This window comes from Halorientalis pallida (assembly GCF_004118325.1).
GTDB lineage: Archaea > Halobacteriota > Halobacteria > Halobacteriales > Haloarculaceae > Halorientalis > Halorientalis pallida.
This window is the reverse complement of sequence record NZ_RDFA01000003.1, coordinates 451421-474633: the sequence shown is the minus strand read 5'-3', so window position 1 is coordinate 474633 and position 23213 is coordinate 451421. Positions and strand designations below refer to the sequence as shown.

14 protein-coding genes are annotated in these 23213 nt (G+C 68.6%); 10 read left to right on the top strand and 4 right to left on the bottom strand.

Features of this window, described 5'->3' with window-relative positions; genetic code table 11:
* Positions 1 to 43 precede the first annotated feature (43 nt).
* The 9 genes from lrpA1 to EAF64_RS11040 all read left to right on the top strand — a co-directional run bounded on the left by lrpA1 (position 44) and on the right by EAF64_RS11040 (position 12620).
* Complete coding sequence (lrpA1, locus tag EAF64_RS11075) at positions 44 to 472, top strand: HTH-type transcriptional regulator LrpA1 (RefSeq protein WP_129069042.1); 429 nt, start codon at positions 44 to 46, stop codon at positions 470 to 472.
* Between the two features lie 98 nt (positions 473 to 570).
* The gene (locus EAF64_RS20980) at positions 571 to 747 is read left to right on the top strand and encodes a hypothetical protein (RefSeq protein ID WP_193767650.1); all 177 of its coding nucleotides are present in this window, start codon (positions 571 to 573) and stop codon (positions 745 to 747) included.
* A gap of 119 nt (positions 748 to 866) precedes the next feature.
* Positions 867 to 2453, top strand: a complete 1587-nt coding sequence (locus tag EAF64_RS11070; RefSeq protein ID WP_129069041.1) for a DHH family phosphoesterase — start codon at positions 867 to 869, stop codon at positions 2451 to 2453.
* A 54-nt stretch (positions 2454 to 2507) separates the two neighbouring features.
* Complete coding sequence (locus tag EAF64_RS11065; protein WP_129069040.1) at positions 2508 to 3314, top strand: CBS pair associated ParBc domain-containing protein; 807 nt, start codon at positions 2508 to 2510, stop codon at positions 3312 to 3314.
* Positions 3315 to 3368: 54 nt separating this feature from the next.
* Positions 3369 to 4136: a crotonase/enoyl-CoA hydratase family protein gene (locus tag EAF64_RS11060; protein WP_129069039.1), complete on the top strand. Its 768-nt coding sequence runs from the start codon at positions 3369 to 3371 to the stop codon at positions 4134 to 4136.
* Between the two features lie 104 nt (positions 4137 to 4240).
* On the top strand, positions 4241 to 6661 hold the full coding sequence (locus tag EAF64_RS11055; RefSeq protein WP_129069038.1) for a hypothetical protein: 2421 nt from the start codon (positions 4241 to 4243) through the stop codon (positions 6659 to 6661).
* Positions 6662 to 6735: 74 nt separating this feature from the next.
* Entirely contained in the window at positions 6736 to 8436 is a 1701-nt protein-coding gene (locus tag EAF64_RS11050; protein WP_129069037.1) for an acyl-CoA mutase large subunit family protein, read from the top strand.
* Between the two features lie 140 nt (positions 8437 to 8576).
* A complete protein-coding gene (locus tag EAF64_RS11045) occupies positions 8577 to 10925 on the top strand; it encodes an ATP-binding protein (RefSeq protein ID WP_129069036.1) in 2349 nt (782 codons plus the stop codon).
* A 75-nt stretch (positions 10926 to 11000) separates the two neighbouring features.
* The gene (locus EAF64_RS11040) at positions 11001 to 12620 is read left to right on the top strand and encodes a long-chain-fatty-acid--CoA ligase (RefSeq protein ID WP_129069035.1); all 1620 of its coding nucleotides are present in this window, start codon (positions 11001 to 11003) and stop codon (positions 12618 to 12620) included.
* Position 12621: 1 nt separating this feature from the next.
* On the opposite strand, the gene EAF64_RS11035 is transcribed toward EAF64_RS11040, so the two are convergent.
* Both EAF64_RS11035 and EAF64_RS11030 read right to left on the bottom strand, forming a co-directional pair.
* The gene (locus EAF64_RS11035; protein WP_129069034.1) at positions 12622 to 12894 is read right to left on the bottom strand and encodes a DUF7520 family protein; all 273 of its coding nucleotides are present in this window, start codon (positions 12892 to 12894) and stop codon (positions 12622 to 12624) included.
* 189 nt (positions 12895 to 13083) lie between these two features.
* Complete coding sequence (locus tag EAF64_RS11030) at positions 13084 to 13560, bottom strand: halocyanin domain-containing protein (protein WP_227738946.1); 477 nt, start codon at positions 13558 to 13560, stop codon at positions 13084 to 13086.
* 224 nt (positions 13561 to 13784) lie between these two features.
* Here EAF64_RS11030 and EAF64_RS11025 point away from each other — a divergent pair, with 224 nt between their 5' ends.
* Positions 13785 to 15005, top strand: coding sequence for a TIGR04347 family pseudo-SAM/SPASM protein (locus EAF64_RS11025; RefSeq protein WP_129069032.1), 1221 nt, complete (start codon positions 13785 to 13787; stop codon positions 15003 to 15005).
* Between the two features lie 13 nt (positions 15006 to 15018).
* Here the strand turns inward: EAF64_RS11025 and EAF64_RS11020 are convergent, their stop codons facing one another.
* Positions 15019 to 15420: a DUF4260 domain-containing protein gene (locus EAF64_RS11020; RefSeq protein WP_129069031.1), complete on the bottom strand. Its 402-nt coding sequence runs from the start codon at positions 15418 to 15420 to the stop codon at positions 15019 to 15021.
* A gap of 75 nt (positions 15421 to 15495) precedes the next feature.
* Complete coding sequence (locus EAF64_RS11015) at positions 15496 to 23160, bottom strand: PKD domain-containing protein (RefSeq protein ID WP_129069030.1); 7665 nt, start codon at positions 23158 to 23160, stop codon at positions 15496 to 15498.
* Positions 23161 to 23213: the final 53 nt, after the last annotated feature.

Genomic DNA, 23213 nt, shown 5'->3' with positions numbered 1-23213 from the left:
CGGGTTCGGAAGATATTTTTTCACGGACGCAAAACCTACGCGTATGGCTGCCGAGTCCACGGAGGAGCGTATCCTGTCCGTCCTCGAAGAGGACGCACAGGCCTCCTACGCAGAGATCGCCGAGCGGGCCGACGTGTCCAAGCCTACGGTGCGCAAATACATCCAACAACTCGAGGACGACGGTGTGATCGTGGGCTATTCAGCGGACGTGGACCCGAAGAAGCTCGCCTCCAAGTCCATCGCGCTGGTGGGGATCGACGTGGAGAGCGAGCGCTACGTCGAGGTGACCCGGGAACTCAAAGAGATCGACGCCATCGACTCCCTCTACACGTCCAGCGGCGACCACACCCTGATGGCGGAGGTCCACGCCTCCGACGGCGACGCGCTGGGCGACGTGATCAACGAGGAGATCGTCGCCCGCGACGGCGTCGCCGCCGCACATCCGTCCTTCCTCCAGGAACGGCTGAAGTGACGCCTCGGACTCCTGCTCGGTAGACACGGCCGGTCCCGCCCTGCTCCGTGGACCCCTCTCCCGAACGAACTTTCTGGACCGCTGACTGTCCTGCCACCATGGAACTGGTCCTCCGCATCGACCTGCTGTGGCTCGTGCTGTTCGGTACCGTCCTGTCCGTGCCGCTACTGCTCGCCGTCGTCGTCCTGAACCGAAAGCGCGGGGTCGACCACCTGGCCGACCGGATCGAGGACATCGAGCGTCGGGTCGAGGACCTGGAGTCGGAGAGCGGGTGAAGTGGGGTGGGCCGGACCGCTGGACCGATACGACACCCCTCCGACGCGACGGAGGGCCCGGCCGACGGGCGACTCCGGAGATATATGGGTTTATGCCCGCTCGTCCGTCATGGAGAGACATGGAAACCCGGCTGGTCGTGGGGTGTGGGTCGGTCGGTTACGACCTCGTCTCGGCGCTCGCGGACAGGCCGGGGACGATATCGGTCCTGGAAGAGCGCGAACGGCGCGTCGAGCGCCTTCGCGAGGAAGGCCTCGCTGCGACCCACGTCGCGTCTCTGGACGCCGCGACGCTGCGTGAACACGCCGACGACGTCGACACGGTCGTCGTCGCGGGTGACGACCCCAGGGAGAACTACCGTCGGGCGACGGTCGCCAGCGAGGCCGTCCCCGAGGCGATGCTCTTCGCCTTCGCTGGCCTCGAACCCGACGAGGCGGTCCTCGAACGACTCCGGGACCTGACGGACACGCTGGTCGATCCGGGGGCCGCGACCGCCGACTTCCTCCGCCGCCGGATCGGTGACGAGGGACTCCAGACCCGGAAGCTCCGCCAGGCGTTCTGGGAGGTCGAGGAACCGCTGGCCATCGTCGCCCACGACAATCCCGACCCGGACGCCATCGCGAGCGCGGTGGCACTCCAGCGAATCGCGGCCGTGCTCGGCGTCGAGTCCGAGGTGTGTTACTACGGCCGCATCTCCCACCAGGAGAACCGGGCGTTCGTCAACCTCCTGGAGTTCGACCTCACCCGGCTGGAACCCGACGCCGACCTGGACCGGTTCGGCGGGTTCGCGCTGGTCGATCACTCCCGCCCGGGTGTCAACGACCAGTTGCCCGAGGACACACCCGTCGACATCGTCATCGACCACCACCCGCCCCGCGCACCGGTCGACGCGCGGTTCGTCGACCTCCGGAGCAACGTCGGCGCGACGAGTTCGCTGCTGGTCCAGTATCTCGACCAGTTCGGCATCGCCCTCGAGGAGGACGTGGCGACCGGCCTGCTCTTCGGCATCCGGATCGACACGAACGACTTCAGCCGGGAAGTCTCGACGGCCGACTTCGAGGCGGCCGCGACGGTCGTCCGGGCCGCGGACATGGGCGCGCTCGACCGGATCGAGTCCCCGTCGATCAGCGGCGACACCTTCGAGACCATCGCGCGCGCCATCGGCAACCGCGACCGCCGCGGTCCCGTCCTGACCAGTTGCGTCGGCGAGTTGAACGACCGGGACGCGCTGGCACAGGCCGCCGACCGCCTGCTCGACCTCGACGGCGTGCAGGCGACCGTCGTCTACGGCATCATCGACGGCGTGATCTACGTCTCGGGTCGCGCCCGCGGGACCGATCTCGACCTCGGGGAGACCCTGCGCTCGGCGTTCGACCAGATCGGAAGCGCCGGCGGCCACGCCGACATGGCCGGCGCACAGATCCCCGTCACCGACACCACGCTCGACCCTGCCAGCGACGGCGACCGCGCCGACGGGACCGCGGGGGCTCCGGCGGACGCGGACACCGAGGGAACGCCCGACGAGAACGCGGCCGAGACCGGCAGGGACGGAACCGCCGACGCGGCCGGTGACGGCACGGATCTCGCCGGCGACCTGGAGGAGTTCGTGGCCGAGCGGTTCTTCGAGGCGCTCCGGGAGCGGCCGCCGGGCGAGCGGACGGGGTTGATGCTGGGCGGGCCGTTCGCGACGAAGGACGCCGGCTGGTGATCGCAGACTCGCTCGCCGAAGGGGTTTTCCCGGCGCGGGGAGATGTCACGGACGATGGATTCCGAGGACGAGAAGCCACGCGTCAAAGACTACATGACCCGTGACGTGGCGACCGTCTCGCCGGACGAAACGGTCGAGGCCGTCGCCCGCCGAATCGCCGACAGCGACGACACTCACAGCGGATTCCCCGTCTGTGACGGCCGTCACGTCGAGGGGTTCGTCAGCGCCCGCGACCTCCTGCTCGCGGAGGATCACGAACCCATCTTCAAGGTCATGACTCAGGACCTGCTGGTCGCCCATCCGGACATGAAGCTCAACGACGCGGGTCGCGTCATCCTCCGGTCGGGGATCCAGCGGCTCCCCGTCGTCGACGACGCGGGCAACCTCGTCGGAATCATCTCCAACGCCGACGTGATCCGCAGTCAGATCGAACGCGCCACGCCCGGCAAGGTCGAGAAACTCCAGCGCACCCTCGAAACGATCCACGGCATCGAGGCCCGCGAGGACCGCCGCGAGGTCCCCCTCGAGAAGCTCACGCCCACCCAGAGCCGGGTCTACGCCGACGAGCTGGAGGGACGGCGCTACGAACTGGAGCGGGGACTCGCCGAACCCCTCGTGGTAATCGACAACGACGGGGAGTTCCTGCTGGCCGACGGCCACCACCGAGTGAAAGCCGCGGACAGTCTCGGCATCGAGGACATGGACGCGTACGTCATCGTCATCGACCAGCGGGTCGAACTCGGAATGGCCGAAACTGCACGGAAGGAGAACCTCGACTCCATCGACGACATCGAGGAAGTCGAGTACGCCCACCACCCGCTCGTGGAGACGACCAAGCGACTGCAGGAAGACGAGGCCTGAGGTCGCTTCGCCCCGTAGTTCTATCACTACTCCCCCGTACTGTGAGCGCGTACTATGGTCACCTACGAGCGTGACGGCCCGGTCGCCGTCGTCTCGATAGATCGTCCGGACGCGAAACACGCAATCGACGCCGAGACGGCCCGCGAACTCCGGGCCGCCTGGGAACGGTTCGACGCGGACGAGGACGCGCTCGTCGGCGTTCTGACTGGCGACGAGGGGACCTTCTCGGCCGGTGCGGACCTCGAAACGATGGATCTGGAGGACGGGCCGGAAGGATGGCTCGGCTTCACGCGGACGACCGTCGACAAACCCACCATCGCAGCCGTCGAGGGCCACTGCATCGCGGGCGGTCTGGAGATGGCACTGTGGTGTGACCTGCGCGTCGCGGGCGAGGGCGCGACGTTCGGCTGTTTCGAGCGCCGCTTCGGCGTGCCCCTGGTCGACGGCGGCACACAGCGCCTCCCCCGCATCGTCGGGCAGGGGCGTGCCCTGGAGATGATTCTGACCGGTCGGCCCGTGGAGGCCGCGGAGGCCCGCGAGTGGGGGCTGGTCAACCGCGTCGTCGACGATGGCGAGGCGCTGGCGGCGGCCCGGGAGATGGCCGAGATCATCGCCGAGTTCCCACAGCAGACCGTCCGCACTGATCGGGCGGCGGTGTACGACGGCGCGGGCCTCCCGCTGGACGAGGGCCTGAAAGTCGAGGCCTGGCACGGGAGCCGGTCGCTGTCGACGGCCCACGAGGGGGCCGAACGCTTCGCCAGCGGCGAGGGACGACACGGCGAGGGGATCGAGGGCGTCGAAGAGCCGTCGGACGACGCGTGAGACGGTGCTCACGGCCCGAACTGGGAAGTATCTATTTGCGAAAATTTAACTCGGACTGGTAGACACGTTCGAACGTGTTCAGCCCTCCATCCACACGCACAGCAGTGGCATCGGTCGCCCTCCTGATCACGCTCTGTCTCGTCGGTGCGGTCGGTCCCGCGTCGGCGGTCGGGGCGAGTTCGGCGGACGCACAGTCCGCGACAGACGGACTCAATCGCACGCTCGACGGCGTGGCGACGCTCGACGCGACGCGCGTCGCGGACGGCGGTCTCGTCCTCGGCGGGGCGACGGACGTCGTCCGCGGAAACGCGTCGCTGACGAAACTCGCGGCCGACGGGTCGACAGCGTGGACGCGCGAGTTCGAGACGGCCAACCGGAGCGGCATCGTCGCGGTCGAAGCAGGGCCGGACGGGTCGCTGTACTTCCTCCAGTTCGAGTACCCGCAGGCCAACCGGAGTGCACCGGCGCGACCCAGCCAGTACTCGCTGTCGCTGGTCCGGGCGACGGCCGACGGCACCGTCACCTGGCGACAGCCGCTCGACGTCTCGCGGTCGGTCGCCGTGAGCGGTGGGCTGGCGGTCACCGATACCGGCCCCGCTCTCGTCTCGCGCTCGCCCGACGGCCAGGGGCTCGAACTGACCGAGTTCGAAGGTGACGGCACCGTCGCGTGGAACCGGACGTACGACGTGCGGGCGTCGCCGCGGTCCCTGACCGCTACCGACGACGGGTTCCTGCTCGTGGGGTCACTCGGGTTCTCCGAGCCGTGGGTGCTCCGAACCGACGAGGATGGGACCGTACAGCTGAATCGCAGTTACGAGACGATCGGCGCGGAACAGGTCGCTGGTGCCGTTCCGGTCGGTGACGGCTTCGTCTTCGGCGGCGCGTACTCGGCGGACTACGGCGACCGCAACCCCTGGGCGGCCAGGGTCGGCGCGGACGGCGTGCCGCGCTGGAGCCGCGTCTACCCCTCGTCCGAGGCGGGCAGGGTTCAGGACGTGTTCGGGGCCGGCGACGGCGTCACGCTCGTCGGGAACAGCGACTTCCAGCAGGACCCGGCCAGCACGTTCGTCGGTGTCGGTACCGACGGGACCGAGCGATACGTCGAACAGGTGGCGGGCGTCACCCAGCCCGTGGTCGTGCCGGGATCGGAGCGGCAGGTCACAGTCGTCGGCTGGAGCGGATACCCCGTCCGGAACGGGACGGTCTCCACCGTCGTCCGGGACGTCACGTTGCCCGAGGGAGCCACCGGCCGTGCGCTCGAACCCGACGCGCGGGTCGTCTCCGGCGAGCGATACTACCGGGGACAGAACCTGCGGGTTCCCGTCCCGAAACAGCTCGGCGAGACGGTCGAACTCGTCCGTGTGCCGGGGGAGTACGACGACTTCGACCCACGCGTCGTTCGACGCATCGACTCCCGGCCGGGTCTGACGGTGGTCGAGTCCGCGACGCTCGAAGCCGGCCAGTACTACGTCCGGACGACCGACGGCGATCCGGTGCTGTACGTCGAGGGCGACGCGTACCGGGTCGACGACCGCGAGGACGCGCTCTTCGAGATCGACCAGCAGTCACTCTCGGTCAGGAACCCGCCGCGGGTTCGTCGAGTCGCGGTCGACGGCGCCGGTGACCGTCCCGTCCCGGCCTTTCGGGACGACCGGGAGGGGGCGTACGTCGACAGACTCGCCGGTGAGACGACCGCCACGGTGACCGTCGAGTCCGAACGGTCGACCTTCGACCTGTGGGTGAGCGGCGACCGGTTCGCCGGCGAGCGTGCCGACGGCGCGACCCTCCGGGCGATGTTCGACTCGAACGACGGGTTCGAGGGCGTCGAAACGGTCGGTGGCACGCCCGCCGTACGGCTCTCGGTGACCGACGAGGAGAACCTGACCATCGACGTCGAGGACGTCGAGGGCGGGCTCTACGACCTCCGGTTCCGCGCGACGGACACGGGTGACGGCGGCGCGGCCGCGGAGACGCGCGTCGTCGTCGGCCCCACCGACCCGCGACCGGTCACGGTGACGCTGAACCGTTCGTCGCTGACCCTGCCCGTCGAGGGCCGAGCGGTCGCCAACGTGACGGTCGCCGGGCTCGACCGGGGTATCGGTGCGATGTCGATGAGCGCCCTCCGAGTGGGTGCGCCGGCGATCGACCTCTCGGTCGACCTGCCGCTGAACGGTAGCTCCGCGCAGTCGAGTGCGGGCTGGTCGGACTCCTACGCCGACGCGGACGCACAGGTGTTCGGCGCTGACACCGCGAACGGCACCGTCACGGTCGGCACGCTCGCGGCGACGGCACAGACCGACGTGATCGACCCGGACGGGCCGGCGACCAACACCGTCCGGTTCCAGGTCGACTGGATCGTCGACGCGTCCGGCCGACCATACACGATCCCCGGCGGAACGAATCTGTCGGTCACCGTCGAGAACGTCGAGGCGGCGACCGGCGGCGAGGAGACACAGGGCGGTGTGGTTCGATCCGGCGGCTCCGCGAGCGGATCGGTGACGGTGCGGGACGGCCGGAGCGACTGACCGCCCGCCAGGCCCGGAGTGGCCCCATGACTCCGGCCGAACCGTTAAGCCGGCCCCGTGTGTAATTGACTGGCATGTACGACGAGGACGACCTCGCGGCCATCCGGGAGGACCGCGAGGAGTGGGAGCGCGAGACCCGCGATCCAGTGCTCGAACGCCACGGCGAGCGCCAGGACCGGTTCGCCACCGTCTCGAACCACGAGGTCGACCGGCTGTACACGCCCGCGGACGTGGCCGACCTCGACTACGGTGCCGACCTGGGGTTCCCCGGGGAAGAACCGTACACGCGCGGCGTTTACCCCACGATGTACCGGGGCCGGACCTGGACGATGCGGCAGTTCGCCGGCTTCGGCACCGCCGAGGAGACCAACGAGCGGTTTCACTACCTGATCGACGAGGGGCAGACCGGGCTCTCGGTGGCGTTCGACATGCCGAGCCTGATGGGACTGGACAGCGACGACCGGATGAGCCAGGGCGAGGTCGGCAAGGAGGGCGTCGCCGTCGACACGCTCCGGGACATGGAGATCCTCTTCGAGGGGATCGACCTCGGGGAGGTCTCGACCTCCTTCACCATCAACCCGAGCGCCCCGGTGATCTACGCGATGTACCTGGCGCTGGCGGATCGGCAGGGCGTCCCCCGCGAGGAGATCCGGGGGACTCTCCAGAACGACATGCTCAAGGAGTTCATCGCCCAGAAGGAGTGGGTCGTGCCTCCGGCGGCCTCGCTGGACGTGGTGACCGACGTGATCGAGTTCGCCGTCGAGGAGACGCCCAAGTTCAAGCCCGTCTCCGTGTCGGGCTACCACATCCGCGAGGCCGGATCGACTGCCGTCCAGGAACTGGCCTTCACCCTCGCGGACGGGTTCGCTTACGTCGAGGACTGTCTGGACCGCGGGCTCGACGTGGACGCCTTCGGCCCCCAGCTCTCCTTTTTCTTCAATTCGCACAACTCCATCTTCGAGGAGGTGGCGAAGTTCCGGGCGGGCCGGCGGGTCTACGCTCGGCTGATGGACGAGTGGTACGACGCGGAGAGCAACGCCGCGAAACGGATGAAGTTCCACACCCAGACCGCGGGCCAGTCCCTGACGGCCCAGCAACCGCTCAACAACATCGTCCGTGTGACGATCCAGGCGCTGGCGGGCGTGCTGGGTGGGACCCAGAGCCTCCACACCAACAGTTTCGACGAGGCACTGGCCCTGCCCAGCGAGGAGGCGGTCCGGGTGGCCCTGCGAACCCAGCAGATCATCGCCGAGGAGTCCGGCGCGGCCGACATCGTGGACCCGATGGGCGGGAGCTACGCCATCGAGGCACTGACCGACGAGGTCGAGGCCGAGACGATGGCCTACCTCGAAGAGATCAGGGAGATGGGCGACGGATCGGTCCGCGACGGCGTGTTGACGGGCATCGAGGACGGCTACTTCCACCGCGAGATTCAGGACGCGGCCTACGAGTACCAGGAGCGGGTCGACGAGGGCGAGGAGGTCGTCGTCGGTGTCAACCGGTACACCATCGACGAGGACACGTCGCCGGACCTGTTGCGGGTCGACGAGACGACCGGCGAGCGCCAGCGCGAGCGCCTGGCGGAGGTGAAAGCCCAGCGTGACGACGGGGCCGTCGACGACGCGCTGGCCGAGGTGCGTCGGGCCATCGAGAACGACGAGAACGTCGTGCCCGCGATCGTCGACGCGGTGAAGGCCTACGCGACGATGGGCGAAATCATGGGCGTCTTCGAGGACCACTACGGCTCCTACCAGGAGACCGTCGGACTGGCCTGAGCCGGGGGCTCAGGTCGTGAACCGTCCCGTACTTTGAAGCTGTCTCCGCCCCTCGGAAAGAGCGTGACCGACCGAACGATGCGCTCTGCGCCGTCTGCGGGCGGCGTCCGTCGCGCCAGCACCCGGATTGCGGTTCAGGGATGACGGCGCGACTCACCACGCGGGTCGTCGCCGACGACGAAGACGTCCACGGCGACGTCCTGCGCGCCCTCGAAACCGTCTACGACGACGTGACCGTCGCCGATGGGAAGGGAACGACGCCGGACTGTGTCGTCGCCGTCGCGCCACTCCCGGACCCGGACTGGGCGTCGCTCGTCGACCGCGAGGACGTGCCCCTGGTCGTCCTCACGGGGCCGGCCGACGCGCCCAGCGTCCGCCCCCGCGCGACCGAAGCCGACGCGACCGACGTCGTGGTCGCCGACACGGACCGCTTCGTCGCGCTGGCCAACCGCGTGCGTGGTGTCGTCCAGGGCCGACGGAGACACGACGACTCGCCGGTTCCCGACGTCCCCGCCGACGGGCGGTATCTGCGTGACCTCTACGACGTGGCGACAGACGAGACACTCTCCTTCCAGGACAAGGCCGACCGCATCCTCGGCATCGGTCTGGACAGGCTGGGTGTCGAGAACGCGCACCTCTCGACCATCGACCGCGACCCCGAACGGTACGAGGTAGTCGCCAGCGTCGGCGAGCTACCCATCGAACCTGGCGAGTTGATGGAGCTCCCGACGACGTTCTGCCGGCGAACGATCGAGTCCGAGGACGTGCTGGCGTTCAACCGCGCCGCCGAACAGGGCTGGCTCGGCGACCCGGCCTACGAGGCCAACGACATCGAGTGTTACCTCGGGTCCCGCATCACCGTCGGCGGCTCGCTGTACGGCACTGTCTGTTTCATGGACCGGTCGCCACACGGCCCCTTCAGCGAGGCCGAGCAGGCGTTCGTCAGCCTCGTCGCCCGCTGGCTGAGCCACGAACTCGAACGGTCGCGCCGCGGGGCGGCCCTGGAAGCGCTCCACGACGGCACCGCCGACCTGATGCGTGCGACGACGGCCGATTCGGTCTGTGACACGGCCGCCGCGGTCGCCGTGGCCGCACTCGACGCGCCCCGGTCGCGCGTCTGGCTCGCGGACGACGGCGCTGGAACGACGCTGCGTGCGGCCGCCAGTCACGGGTGCCCGACCGATCCCGACCCGCTCGACCGGGCCGAGGGGGAGGGAACACCCCTCTGGGAAGCTCTCGACGGCGGCGAAGTGTGCCAGTACGACGACACCGACGGCCTCGACGGGACCGGATTCGCCGAAGCCACACGGAGTCTGCTCGTGGTCCCGCTCGACACCGAGGGCGTGCTGGTCGCCGGGTCCGGGACGGCCGCGGCCTTCGACGAGATCGACCGGTCGATGGCCGGGATGTTCGGTTCGAACGTCGTGGCCGCGCTCGAACGGACCGACTGGATCGACCAGCTCCGGACCGCACGCGAGCGGTTCAGCCGGATGTTCGAGTCGGCCAGCGACGGCCTGCTCCTGGTCGATCCCGGTGCCGACGCCATCGTCGACTGCAACGACCGGGTGTGTGAACTGCTGGGCTACGACCGGGCGACCCTGCGGACCATCGCGCCGTCGACGGTCTGTCGCGACGACATCGAGGACTTCCGGCGACTGGTCGCCTCTGCACTGGACGGCGGCCGCGCACGGGCCGAGGAACTCCTCCTCCGACACCACGACGGCGGCCGGATTCCCGTCGAGGTGTCGGCCGCCAGACTCGAACTCGACGGCACCGACCACGTCCTCGCGAGCGTTCGCGACGTTCGCGACCGGAAACACCGCGAGCAGGCGCTGAGCGTCTTCAACCGTGTCCTCCGGCACAACATCCGCAACGACATGAACGTCATCATCGGCCGGGCCTCCATGCTCGAAGACGCGATGGCGCCGGGCGACCAGCAGGCCCACCTCGCGCGCATCCTGGACACGGCCCGCAGCCTGACGGAACTGGGTGAGAAGGCCCGGACGTTCGGCCAACTCGACGAACGGGACCCCGAGGCCGACAGCGTCGAGATCGGCCCGTTGATCGACCGGGTCTGTGAGTCGCTGTCGGAGGAGTACCCCGACGCGGCCATCACCGTGCGGGGTGACGCCGACGCCGTGGCCGCCGTCGAGCCGACGCTCGACGTGGCCGTCCGGGAACTCCTGGAGAACGCGATCAAACACGCGAGTACCGACGCACCGACCGTCGAGGTCGACATCGCGAGCGACGGCGACGGGATGACGGTCCGCATCGCCGACGACGGGCCGGGCTTCCCCGAACAGGACCGCGCTGTCCTGGAGGGTGGCTCCGAGACGCCGCTGGACCACGGGAGCGGCCTCGGCCTGTGGCTGGCCAACTGGGTCGTCACCGCGGCCGGTGGCTCGATCACGGTCCCCGACGCCGGCCCGGACGGCTCGGTCGTGGCGATGTCTCTGCCCGCCAGTCCCGACACGACCGCCGAGCGATGAGCCCCCAACGATCGTTCCCACGACGCGGGACCGTCGAAAACTACTATTAGGTTTTCCCCCGTTTTGCGAGGCGCGATGGAAAAACCACTGCTGGTCACGGACTTTCTGGACCGGGCGCGACGCCACTACGGCGACGAGGAGGCCGTCGTCGCGACGACCGGGGAGCGGTACAGCTACGACGAACTGGGCGCTCGTGCCGACGGTTTCTCGGCGTTCCTGCAGGACCGGGGCATCGAGAAGGGCGACCGTGTGGCGGTTCTGGATCCGAACACGCACTACCACCTCGAAGCCGCCTTCGGGAGCATGCAGGTCGGCGCGGTCCACACGCCGCTGAACTACCGTCTGGTCCCCGACGACTTCGAGTACATCCTGAGCGACGCCGAGGTCGACGCCATCTACGCCGACCACGAGTACGCGGACCGTATCGAGGCGGTCCGGGACGACGTGCCGACCGAAACCTTCGTGACGAACGACACCGACGCGGTCGAGGGCGACTGGGAGTCCTTCGACGACGTGATCGACGCCGCCGGCACCGACTACGACCGGCCGGAGATGGCCGAAGACGACGACATCACGATCAACTACACCTCCGGGACGACCGGCGACCCGAAAGGCGTCGTCCGGACTCACCGGACCGAGACGATCCACGCCTACCTCGTCTCCGTCCACCAGGAGATTCGTGACGACGACGTGTACCTCTGGACCCTGCCGATGTTCCACGTCAACGGCTGGGGCCACATCTACGCCGTCACCGGGATGGGTGCGACACACGTCTGCACCCGCGGCGTCGACGCCGGGTGGATCTTCGAGACCGTCGCCGCGGAGGACGTCTCGTACATGTGCGGCGCCCCGACGGTGCTGAACATGCTGAGTGACTACTACGAGAGCGAGGACGGCGACGTCGAGACGACGGGCGACAGTCCCATCCGCATCGCCACGGCCGGGAGCGCGCCGCCGGAGGCCACCATCCGCACGGTCGAAGACGAGTTCGGCTGGCATCTGAAACACGTCTACGGCGCGACCGAGACCGGCCCGCTCATCACCACCTCCGACGCCCGTCGGCTGTACGACGCCGACGCCGACTCGCGGTTCGAGATCAAAAAACGCCAGGGCCTGGGCTACCTCGGGACGGACGTGCGCGTCGTCGACGAAGATGGCGAGGACGTCCCGTGGGACGACGAGACGATCGGCGAAGTCGTCGTCCAGGGTAACCAGGTGATGGACCGCTACTGGAACAAGCCCGAGGCCACCGAAGAGGCGTTCACCGACCGGATCGAGGGCTACTATCACACCGGCGACCTCGCGGTGATCGACGCCAACGGGATGCTCTCGATTCAGGACCGGAAGAAAGATATCATCATCTCGGGTGGGGAGAACATCTCCAGCATCGAACTCGAAGACACGCTCTACGACCACGACGCGGTGAGTCAGGTGGCGGTCATCCCCGCTCCCAGCGAGCAGTGGGGCGAGACGCCGAAGGCCTTCGTCGTTCCGAGCAACGAAGACCCCGAGAACCCGCCGGTCTCGACGGACGAGCTCAAGACGTTCTGCGAGTCACAGCTGGCCGGCTACAAGGTCGTCCGTCGGTTCGAGTTCGTCACGGAACTCCCGACGACGGCCACCGGGAAGATCCAGAAGTACGAACTCCGCGAACAGGAGTGGGACGACGAGGACAGTATGGTCGGGCAGGGTTGAGCTACGCGTCGGCGTACTCGTTGGAGACGTAGATCACCAGCCCGAGCAGGATCCCGAGGCCGACCCCGACGGTGATCATGCCGTAGAGGGCGGTGCCGAGGGCGGTTGGCGGCAACTGGATGAACCCGAACAGCTCCGGGTCGAGGTCTTCGGGCCGGGCGTTCCCGAGGATGAAGCCCATCACCCCGGCGATGGTGACGACGGCAGCGTAGATGAACAGGACGACGCGAGTACCCGGACGACCGGTCGGGGAACGGGTGACCGTGTCTGTCATTGGCCGAGATTAGAGACGAAGGTAATTAGCCGTTTCACTTCTTACTGGAGGTAATGTCCGAAAAAGACCTGCTCTTTCTCGTGCTGGCGGGGATCGCACTGTTGATGTTCGTCACTGGCTTCGTGCTGGTCGTGAGCTGACGGCGCCCGGCGTGCCGCGGCGACTCGAAAGAAAGGGAGTGTCGGCCGATTACTCGACGATGACCGCGGCGTGCATCCCGTTTCCGCTGTGGGGATTACAGTAGTAGGTGTAGTTGCCGGTCTCCTCGAACGTGTGTGAGAACGTCGCCCCGGCGCTGGACTGGAGATTGCTCTCGAACGCGTCGTCGGTCGAGACGACGTTGTGCGAACCGCCGTTGCCCGTCCAGACCCACGTCACTTCGGTTCCGGCAGAGACGACCACTGCCACTGGGTCGAACCCGTAGCCGAGGTCGCCGACACCGACGCTGACTTCGACGGAATCCTGTCCGGTCATGTCCGCCGCGTTGCCCTCGTACCCGTTCGCGCCGTTGTCGCTCAGATAGGAGTCGACCTCGCCGGGGACGCTGGCAGTCTCGCCACCGCCGTCGCCCGTGGTGGTGTCGTCGCCACCGTCGTCGCCGTCGCCGTCGCCGTCGCCACCGCCGCCGCCACCGCTACAGCCCGCGAGCGCGCCAGCAACTGTCATCGCTCCGATTCCACGCACGAACGTACGTCTCTCCATCTCAATGGTCACCTCGTTATCGCTCTGGGTTGGACACGGGTAAATAGACGGATCCGTTCCCACGGGCTGAAAACACTCAGTAGCTGTTTGTGAACGTCTTCCCTTCGCTCACGTATGTCACCGAGACTGGAACATGGTGCCCGCAGTATCGTGGGTCGTGATCGGTCGCCGACGGACGAGGTGGACCGATGATCTCGGTCAGCAAACTCCTCTGTGACCTGGACGCGGAGGGAGACGGCCTGCGGTACGACGCCGCCGACGAGTCCGACCGCGAGCAGATCCGCGAGCGGAAACAGCGCCGGCCGGTCGTCGTCTGGAACACCACCAAACAGTGCAACCTCTACTGTGAGCACTGCTACGCCGCCGCCGACACCGAGTGTGCCTCGGGTGAGCTCTCGACGGCCGAGGGGAAACGCCTGCTCGACGACCTGGCCGACTACGGCGTTCCCGTCGTCCTCTTCTCCGGTGGGGAACCCCTCGTCCGCGAGGATCTCGAAGAACTCGTCGCCTACGCCGCCGACGCCGGGATCCGTCCGGTCCTCTCGACCAACGGGACCCTGATCACCGAAGAGCGCGCCCAGGACCTGAAGGAAGCAGGCCTCAAGTACGCCGGCGTCTCCGTCGACGGCCTCCCCGAGCGCAACGACGCCTTCCGCGGGGAGGAGGGCGCGTTCGACGCCGCGCTCCGGGGTATCGAGGCGTGTCAGTCGGCGGGCCTCAAGACCGGCCTCCGTTACACGATCACGAAACACAACGCCGACGACCTCGAAGACGTGGTGAGCCTGCTCCACGACGCCGGCCTCGACCGGTTCTGTTTCTACCACCTCGACTACGGCGGCCGCGGAAACGAGATCCAGGACGTGGATCTGACGCCCGAGGAACGCCGCGAAGCCGTCCGGACCGTCTGCGACATGACTCGCGAGTACCACGCCCGCGGCGAGGAGATCGAGACCCTGCTCGTGGGCAACTACGCCGACGCCGGCTACCTCGTCGAGTACGCCCGCGAGCACCTGAGCGAGGCCGCCGCCGAGCGCATCTACCGCTACCTGGAAGTCAACGGCGGCGACCCGACCGGCGAGCGCGTCGCCGACGTTGACTACCAGGGCAACGTCCACCTCACCCAGTTCTGGCAGGGCTACTCCTTGGGCAACGTCCGGGACCGCCCCTTCGGCGCGATCTGGGAGGACGAGTCGAATCCGCTCCTGCAGAAACTCCGCAACCGCGAAGCTCATCTCAAAGGCAAGTGCGCCGACTGTGCCTACCAGTCGGTCTGTCGCGGAGGCTCCCGGCTCCGCGCCCTGTCGGTCCACGACGACCCCTTCGCCCCCGACCCGCAGTGTTACCTCCACGACGACGAGATCGAGGGATCCAGCCCGGGCTTCGACACCGGGCCGGAACCCGCGGACTGATCACCCCGGAACCTCAGTCGCTCGGCTCCGCCTCGACCGGCGGCGCGTCCACCGATCCGGCCAGGTTCGTCCCGCTCAGGTGTGTGTCCCCGAATCCACTCGGGTACTTCAGCCCGTAGCCGACGGCGCGGTCGACACCGATGTGAGCCGTCCACACCAGTGCGACGGAGACGGCCAGCGGCGCGGCCCACCAGACGCCGGCGGCCCCGAGTACGAGCGGCCCGACGTACGTGTGTGCGGCGTTGTAGAGTCGGCTCCCGCTCGCCGGGCCGGCGAGGTACCCGACCATCGCGAGGTCGGGGGCGAGCGCCAGCAGGAGAAACAACCAGAGCGGGCCGCCCAGCAAGAAATACGCCGCCGTGGCGACGCCGAAGATCGCCAGCCCTTCCGCTCTGAGTATCGGTCGCGGGTTCATGTGATACTAACGCTCGCCGAGGAGATATAGGTATCTGTCACGACTGACGGCCGAGGACGCGGAGCCGAGGCGCGTTCACTCCCTCCGTCGCCAGGCGGTGAGTGACAGGATCGCGACCAGCGCGACCAGCGTGGCGAGGAGTCCGAACCCGGGGCCGTCCGCGGTGGTCGTCTCCGTCGCCGTCACGTCGTCGGCCGGTTCCTCGGCCCCACCGGTCGGCGGCGTCACCGGTTCCGGCGACACGGTGGGTGGCGCGGTCGTCGCCGGCGGTTCGGGCCCGTCCGTCGTCACCGGCCGCGTCGTCGATTCCGTCCCGGGACCCTCGTCGTCGGCCCCTCCGTCGCCGGTGGACGTGACGGTCGATGGGCCGTCGACGTCGATGTCGACCGGGCCGTCGATGCCGCTGGGGCCGGTTCCGAGACCGTCACTGCCGTCGCTCTCGGAGCCGCCGTCACCGCCCCCGCTCCCGGACCCGGTGCGCTCGTCGTCGGTAGCACTGCCGTCACCGTCGGCTCCGTCTGCGGTGTCGGCCGCGGCCACCACGATCCGGTAGTCGCCAGCGTGGAGCGTCACCGAGAGGGTGCCGCGGGTACCGGTCGTGTCCAGTGCCGTCGAGGACCCGTCGGCCACGGCGTAGGCGGTCGCGTTGCCGGCAACGCCGGGGAGACGGACCGTCGCGTTGCCGGTGCCCTGGACGCTGGCGTCGTACCCGGCGACCGGGGTGCCGGTGACCGACGCCTGCCCGGTCCCGGCCGCATCGAGGTGGACGCCAGTGACCGTCCGGTCGGCCGCGACGAGGCTGGCGTTCGCGACCGACGTGTCCAGCGCCAGCACCGACAGGCCAGTCTCGACCGAGCCGCCGGTCTCGGCGCTGACGTTGACCGTGCCGGTGAACCGCGTGGCGCTGTCCGCGGGCAGGTCGACGGTCGCGGGCAGATCGACGGTGAGGGTCGCGGTGACCGTCCCGCCCGCTGGCACGCGTTCGACGCCGTCCAGAGTCACCGCGTCGGACAGCAGTCGCGCACCGGCACCGTTCGTCAGGTTCCCCACGGACACCGTCGGGTTCGCGATGGCTCGCTGGCCGCCGACCTCGGCGATGTCGAGCGTCGCCGTCCGCTCGGTGCCGGGCGTGGCCGACACGTCGACTGCCGACGGGATCACGCCCATCATCGCCGGGCGCTCGGGCGTCTCGATGGCGAGGACTTCGACCGGGACGGGGCCCTCACGGTCCCGTGCGTCGGCACGCGCCGTGACCGAGAGCTCCAGCCCGCTCGCGTTCTCGATCCGGACGCGGTCGACGACGCCGCCGTCGTCCCCGTACCGGGAGTCGGGAATCGCCACTGTGGTCCCGTTGGTCGTCCGGCCCGCGCCGTCGGTCACCGAGAGTCCGGTTTCGGTGTCGGGTGGCCCGATCAGCACGAGCGTCAGGCTCTCGGTATCTTCGCCGGTCGTCAGACTGGCCGCGACGGAGCCCTGTGAACCGAGTTCGGTGTCGACCAGCGTCCGGACGCGCGGCTTCTGTTCGTCGAAGGTCTCGTGACGCATCGCCCGGCCGGGCGCGGAATCGGCGGTCGTGTAGACGGCGTCGGGCGTCCGCACTCGTTCGAGCGTGCCACCCGTCGCGGCCAGTCCCGCACTGGCGGCGACGTCCGGGCCGCTGGCGGGCTGGCTCGGCGGGCCGTCGTCACCGTCGATATCGCTGAAGTCGTAACCCAGCCGTTTGTCCGGGTCGAGCGTGCAGGGCTCGCCGTAGGGCCCCTCGTCGGCGCTGGTCTTGTAGTTCGCACAGTCGGTAGTGGACATGTTGACGAAGGTCCAGTCGGTCTCGTGGTCGACCTGCTTGCCCTCCATGACGAGCATGGTGTGGACGAAGTGGACCCGGAGGGGATCGGTCTCGGGTTCGCCGATGGTGACCGTCGCGTCCCGGCGAACCCGATTCCCGGGCTGGATCGCCAGCGCGTCCTCGCTGGGCTCCGGAATGGTCGTCGCCTCACCGTAGAGGCCACGCGACCCCTCGCCCTGCTCGGAGTGGTAGGAGCTGGCCACGACGACGCGCGTCGGGACGGCTTCCTCGCCGGTGTTCTCGATCGTGACCGGGTAGTCGTCCACGTAGCGCGTCCGGGTGTTCGTATAGCCCGTGTCCTCCGGACGGTTCGCCTTGACGACGTTGACGCCGTACGCGTTCTCCTCGAACTCCGGACTGGTGACGATCTCGCCGGCGACGTTCCCGACCGAGGGGTCCTGATACTCGGTTTCGAGCCAGTCCGCGACGTCCCGATTGATCATCCCGACGTTCTCGATGTCGTGGAGCGCGTACAACTGCGTCCGGACGTTCCGTTTCACCGTCTCGTACCGGGCGAGTTCGGTCTGGATGCCGAACAGCACTTCCCCACCGCTCCCGACGGCCTCGACGCCGGAGCCGACCGCCACGCCGAGCGCGTTCCCGTGAGCCGCGCTGCCGGTGGAGACGACGCTCCCGACTTTCCCGACGAACGCCGAGAGCTTCTTGGCGTCGTTCGCGCCGTCGAACTCCTCGTAGGCACGCCTGTGTGACTCCCGCGCACCGCCGGTCTTGTTGATCGCGTACACCGCCCCGTTCGGTGTCACCACCAGGCCCTCGGCGACCCACTCGCCGGCGATCGCACGCTTCTGTGTCTGCAGGACGTCCTCGACGGCCACTGGATCCAGTGCCCCGGGCGGCCGATCGCGAGTCGTCCCCTCCCCGGTCCGGACACCGGTGTTGCTGTCGTAGGTGTTCTCGACCGTACTCCGTGCGCCCTCGACGAAGGTGATCTCTTCGTAGGCACCCGACGCCCGGCCCGCTCTGTCGCCGGTGTACTCGAAGTCCTTCATCCAGTCTGTGTCGCCGAGCGTGTCCGCGTACGCGGCGAACCGGTCGGCGTCGTCACTCTCGACGGCCGCGAACGCCCACTCGCCGTACAGTTTCTTGATATTGTTGCGTGTGGACCTGGTGAGCGCGGTCTGGATCAGGGTCTCCGCGATGGCCTTCTTGGCCGCCCGTTTGGGGTTGTTACCCTCGGTCGATGCCTCGACGGCCGACTCCATTCCCGACCGGACCGACCCGATGACGTCTTTCGTCGTCACCAGATCCTTCTGCGCCAGTGCCCTGCCCGTGTCCGTGTACGCGCCGGCACCGAGACTGATGATGTCGCCGATATGGTACGTCGACTGGTCCCTGATCGCGGCGAACTCGTCGGTCAGGTGGTCCAGGCTGGTGTCGTTCGTGTGCGTGACAGCCACGTCCTCGACGGCACTGCCGGAGACCTCGAGACACTCGGCCCGGACGTTGCGTGGGCTGTAATCCGGCGGGGCGACCAGCAGACAGTACTCGCCCGCAGTCAGGCCGGTCAGTCGGACCAGTCCCTCGGGACCGGTCGTGTAGAACCGTCCGTCCGGTCCCCCGGGGAGTTTCGACGAGGGCTGCTGTGTGAACGCGGTGAGACCACGGACCGTCCGGATCCGTCCGGTCCGCTCCGCGTAGTACTCGCGACCGTCGTAGTCGTCGAGGATGCTGGCCGTCGTGGGTGGCGTGTCGGCGGTCCCGAAGTCGCGGTGTTCGTACAGGTACACGTCGGCACCCGCGAACGGCCGGTCCTCGGACCCGTCGTTCACGTCGACGGAGATGCCGATAGCGTCCTCGCTTGCGCGTTCGCCTAGCGGGTTCCGGCAGGTCACGTTCCCCGTACAGCCCTCGATGGGACCCGCGCCGCGTGGGGTTCCCCACCAGTTCCGGCGGGCGTTGCCCCGCGGACTCGCGCCCGTCGCGTCGATGGTCGAACTCACCAGGAAGTTCGTCCGGTGGACCGCCCACTGTCCGGTGGTCCCGGTCGCGATCAGATCGTTGCTCGTCAGGTCCGTCGTCCCCCGGACCGTCCAGTTGCCGTCGGCGTCACCGGCGTCGATCCCGTCGTCGTCGTTGAACTCGACGGTCGCGTCGTCGACTTCCCAGTCGCCGGTACTCCGGGGTGCGACCACGCCGTCACCGTTCTCGCTGACGTTCGTGTCGGCGATGCGCCAGTCGCCACTCGTCTCGCTCGCCTCGATCCCCTCGCCATCGTGGAACAGGACCCGACTCCTGGAGACGACCCAGTCGCTCGTCGCGTCGGTCGCCAGGATGCCGACGGTGTTCCCGTCGACCGTGGTCTCTCTGACCGACCAGAAGCCGTCTGTCCCGGCGGCGTCGATGCCGGCGTCCGCGTTGTCCCGGACGACTGCGTCTCCGATAGCCCAGCTGCCGGCCGCCTGAGTCAGCGAGAGCCCGTCGCCGCCGTTTCCGGTCACCCTCACTCCCTCGATAGTGGCGACCCCGCCCAGTCGAGCGGCGGCGACGCCGCGGCCACCGTTGTCGGTCACGCGCGTGTCCGTGATGATCCAGTCGTCGGGCGTCTGTGTGCTTCCCGGCGGGACGGCCGTCTCATCGCCGGTCACGTCTCGCAAGAGGATCCCGGGACCGGCGTTGCCGGTGATCCGACTCCCGGTCACTCCGAGCCGGCCGCTCGATTTCGACGCCCTGACGCCGGGACCGTCGGTGTCGGCGACGGTGACGTCCCGCAACCGGCCGAACCCGGCCGTCTCGCGCACGTCGATTCCCTCGTCGAACGCCCGGACGGTTACGTTCCGGACGGTCCAGTCGCCGCCGGTCCCGGTGGCCTCGATACCCGCTCCGGCACCACCGGTCGCCACCGTGTCACGGAGCGTCCAGTCGCCGCTCGTCTCGGACGCGACCAGCGCCGTGCCGCCAGTGACCTCGAAGCCACTGACCGTCGGCCCGGCCGCGCTCCCCCGTGGGATCCGGAACGCCGCACCGCTCCCACCGGTGACGGTCGGTCGTCCCTCGCCGACGACCGTCACGTCCCCGTCGACGGTGACGCCGCCGTCGTAGGTCCCCTCCCTGACGAGGACCTGCTCGCCCTCGGAGGCGTTCGCGACGGCGGGCTGGATCGACTCGTAAGCCGCGTCGCCGTCGTCGTCGACTATCAACTGGTCCTCGGACGAGGACACGTCGACCGTCCGCGTGAACCGTCCCTGGATGCCCTGCACGTAGGTGACGGTCAACTCGACGGTGTAGTTGCCGGCCGACTCGTAGGTGTGGCTCGTCGAGACTCCCCTCCCGGTCGTCCCGTCGCCGAACTGCCAGTCGTAGTCCTGGATCTCCTCACTGGCAGTCAGGTTCCCGGCGTCGAACGTGACCCTCTCCCCCACGGTCGCGTTCGCGGGTTCGATCGTGAAGTTCTCGCTCTCGTCGGTATCGACGCGTTCGAGGCCGAGTTCGTACCCGCCCAACCGGAGTTCGAGGGACGTGACTTCGACCGTGAAGGTGCCGGACGTGTCCAGTTCCGTCCGGAAGGACCGATCCTCCGCGTAGAGGCTCTCGGTCGCCACGAGCGCGCCGGACTCGTTGCGCAGGCGAACCGCCGCTGGGCCCCCGTTGGTCGGTTCGACCGTGATCTCGACGGTGTCACCCGCCGTCCCATCGAACGCGACCGGTTCGTACGGGCGGCCCTCAACCGTCGGATCGGTTCGTTCCACGACTCCGGTCCGTTCCCGTCCGTACTCCAGCGACCGGAGGTCGAGCGGCAGTTCGCCGGTCTTCTCCAGGCCGAGGGTGTAGTCGATGGGTGCGTCCTCGTCCGAAGCTTCGTCACCACTGTCGGTCGTCTCGAACCCGCTGATCTCGATCTCGTAGGTCCCGTCCACGGGCGTCACGAACGCACCCTCCCGGGGCGCGAGCGGTTCGCCCTCCGGACCGAAGACTGTCAGGTACGCGGCCGCATTCGCGCTCTCGACGTCGAGCGACACCGCGACGCGGTCACCAGCAGACGCCTCGAAGGTGACGGTCTCGACGCGGACGAACCCGTCCTCCGAGTCCTCTGCGTCGAGTCGTGCCTGCTCGGTCTCCCCGTACGCGATCGACCCGAGGTCACCGCTACCATCGTCCGCGGCCGTCACCTCGACGGTTCGTGTGGTGGTGTTCGCCGCCCCCTGGTCGTCGGTGACGGTCAACTCGACGACGTACGTGCCGGGATCGGCGTACGCGTGATCGACCTGTGCCCCGGCGGCGGTGGTCCCGTCGCCGAACTGCCAGTCGTAGCCGGTTATCGTCCCGTCGTCGGTCGGGCCGCTGGCGTCGAACGTGACCGTCTCGCCCACGGTGACGTTCGTCGCCGACGCGGTGAACGACGCGCTCGGTGGGGTCGGACACGGGTCGGTGTCGACGCCGTCCGGTGCGGTGACGCCCTCGGGCACCTCGACACACTCCGTGTCGTCGCCGTCGGTCCCGTCCCCTGTTCCCGTGTCCACCGAGTCACAGATCGACGCGATGTGGTCGAGGTCGACGACCGTGTCGTTCGGGACGCTCCCGTTCGCCACCGCAGTCTCGACGTCCCGACAGTCGGCACTGGCGTTCGTCGTCTCGACATCGATGGTGTTCGAGAACGTCTCGCTGGCGCCGCCGTCGCCGGTCACCGTCACCTCGAAGTCGTAGGTCCCGGTGTCGTCGTACGTGTACGTCGCCTCCGGACCGCGCGCCGTCGTCCCGTCGTGGAACGTCCACTCGAAACTGGCAGGCTCACCCTCGAACGTTCCCTCGGCACCGAACAGGCCGCGGGTCCCGATCGCCAGGGCGTAGTAACTCACGTCGTACGTGGTGTTCGCGGTGTCGTTCCCGGCGTCGTCTGAACCACCTGGACCGGTGGGCCCCCCAGATCCGCCCGATCCGTCGGGGTCGGTCGTGTTCCCCGGGTCGGTCGTGTCGGCCTCGCCGACCGTGACGGTCACCGTCGCCGAGTCGGTCCGGTCGTCGTCGTCCCGCACGATCACTTCGGCGACGTAGGTGCCGGGGTCGCCGTACGCGTGACTGACCTGTGGTCCGCTCGCAGTCGCCCCGTCGCCGAACGTCCAGCCGTAGTTCTCGATGGTACCGTCGTCGGTCGAGCCGCTGGCGTCGAAATCGACCGGCTCGCCGACGGTGACGTTCGTCGCCGAGGCAGTGAGAGACGCGCTCGGGGCCTCTCCGGTCGGACAGGGGCTCGTGTCGACGCCGTCCGGAGCGGTGACGCCGTCGGGCGCTTCGATGCAGTCGGTCGTCCCGTTTCCGGTGTCGGTGCCGTTCCTGGCCCCGTCGGTTCCGTCGGTGGTGTTCTCGGCCGGATCGACGAAAACCGTCCCGATCAGCGTGTCCGTCAGCCCGTCGTCGTCGGTCACGGTCACGCTGGCCCCGTAGGTGCCGGGTTCGTCGTAGGCGTAGGTCACCGTCTCGCCCGTCGCGGTCGATCCGTCGCCGAACTCCCACTCGTAACTCACGATGGAACCGTCGTCACTCGACCCCGACGCGTCGAACCTGATGGTCTCGCCGACCGTCACCGCCGTCCGCGAGGCCAAATAGTCAGCCGTCGGCGGGTCCGAGGGGAGTCCCGTCTCGTCTTGCTCCGTGTCGTTCGTCGTTCCGTCGGTGCCGCCCCCGCTCGTCTGGTTACCACCGCCCCCGCCGCCACCCTCGAGGCGTTCGTCGTCGGCCGCGGCCGTCGCCGGGGCTGTGCCCGTCCCGACGCCGAGGATCCCGACCACCGGTGCCGTGACCAGCGACAGCAATACCGTGAGAAAGACCAGTCGTCCGACCAGCCCACGGACCGTCACCCGGGCGTGCGTGGCGTCCGATCTGTACGTCTGTCCACCCGCTGGCCCCATCCCACCGGGACCCTGACCCCATGGACGACCCATGCCTCTAGTTTCGGCTTTTTCTGACGACTACTGTAGTATAAAACTACTGAACG

Bases quoted from the DNA above. Each gene is read 5' to 3' on its own strand.
- lrpA1 (WP_129069042.1), top strand. From the start codon at position 44: ATGGCTGCCGAGTCCACGGAGGAGCGTATCCTGTCCGTCCTCGAAGAG.
- EAF64_RS20980 (WP_193767650.1), top strand. From the start codon at position 571: ATGGAACTGGTCCTCCGCATCGACCTGCTGTGGCTCGTGCTGTTCGGT.
- EAF64_RS11070 (WP_129069041.1), top strand. From the start codon at position 867: ATGGAAACCCGGCTGGTCGTGGGGTGTGGGTCGGTCGGTTACGACCTC.
- EAF64_RS11065 (WP_129069040.1), top strand. From the start codon at position 2,508: ATGGATTCCGAGGACGAGAAGCCACGCGTCAAAGACTACATGACCCGT.
- EAF64_RS11060 (WP_129069039.1), top strand. From the start codon at position 3,369: ATGGTCACCTACGAGCGTGACGGCCCGGTCGCCGTCGTCTCGATAGAT.
- EAF64_RS11050 (WP_129069037.1), top strand. From the start codon at position 6,736: ATGTACGACGAGGACGACCTCGCGGCCATCCGGGAGGACCGCGAGGAG.
- EAF64_RS11045 (WP_129069036.1), top strand. From the start codon at position 8,577: ATGACGGCGCGACTCACCACGCGGGTCGTCGCCGACGACGAAGACGTC.
- EAF64_RS11040 (WP_129069035.1), top strand. From the start codon at position 11,001: ATGGAAAAACCACTGCTGGTCACGGACTTTCTGGACCGGGCGCGACGC.
- EAF64_RS11035 (WP_129069034.1), bottom strand. From the start codon at position 12,894: ATGACAGACACGGTCACCCGTTCCCCGACCGGTCGTCCGGGTACTCGC.
- EAF64_RS11030 (WP_227738946.1), bottom strand. From the start codon at position 13,560: ATGACAGTTGCTGGCGCGCTCGCGGGCTGTAGCGGTGGCGGCGGCGGT.
- EAF64_RS11025 (WP_129069032.1), top strand. From the start codon at position 13,785: ATGATCTCGGTCAGCAAACTCCTCTGTGACCTGGACGCGGAGGGAGAC.
- EAF64_RS11020 (WP_129069031.1), bottom strand. From the start codon at position 15,420: ATGAACCCGCGACCGATACTCAGAGCGGAAGGGCTGGCGATCTTCGGC.
- EAF64_RS11015 (WP_129069030.1), bottom strand. From the start codon at position 23,160: ATGGGTCGTCCATGGGGTCAGGGTCCCGGTGGGATGGGGCCAGCGGGT.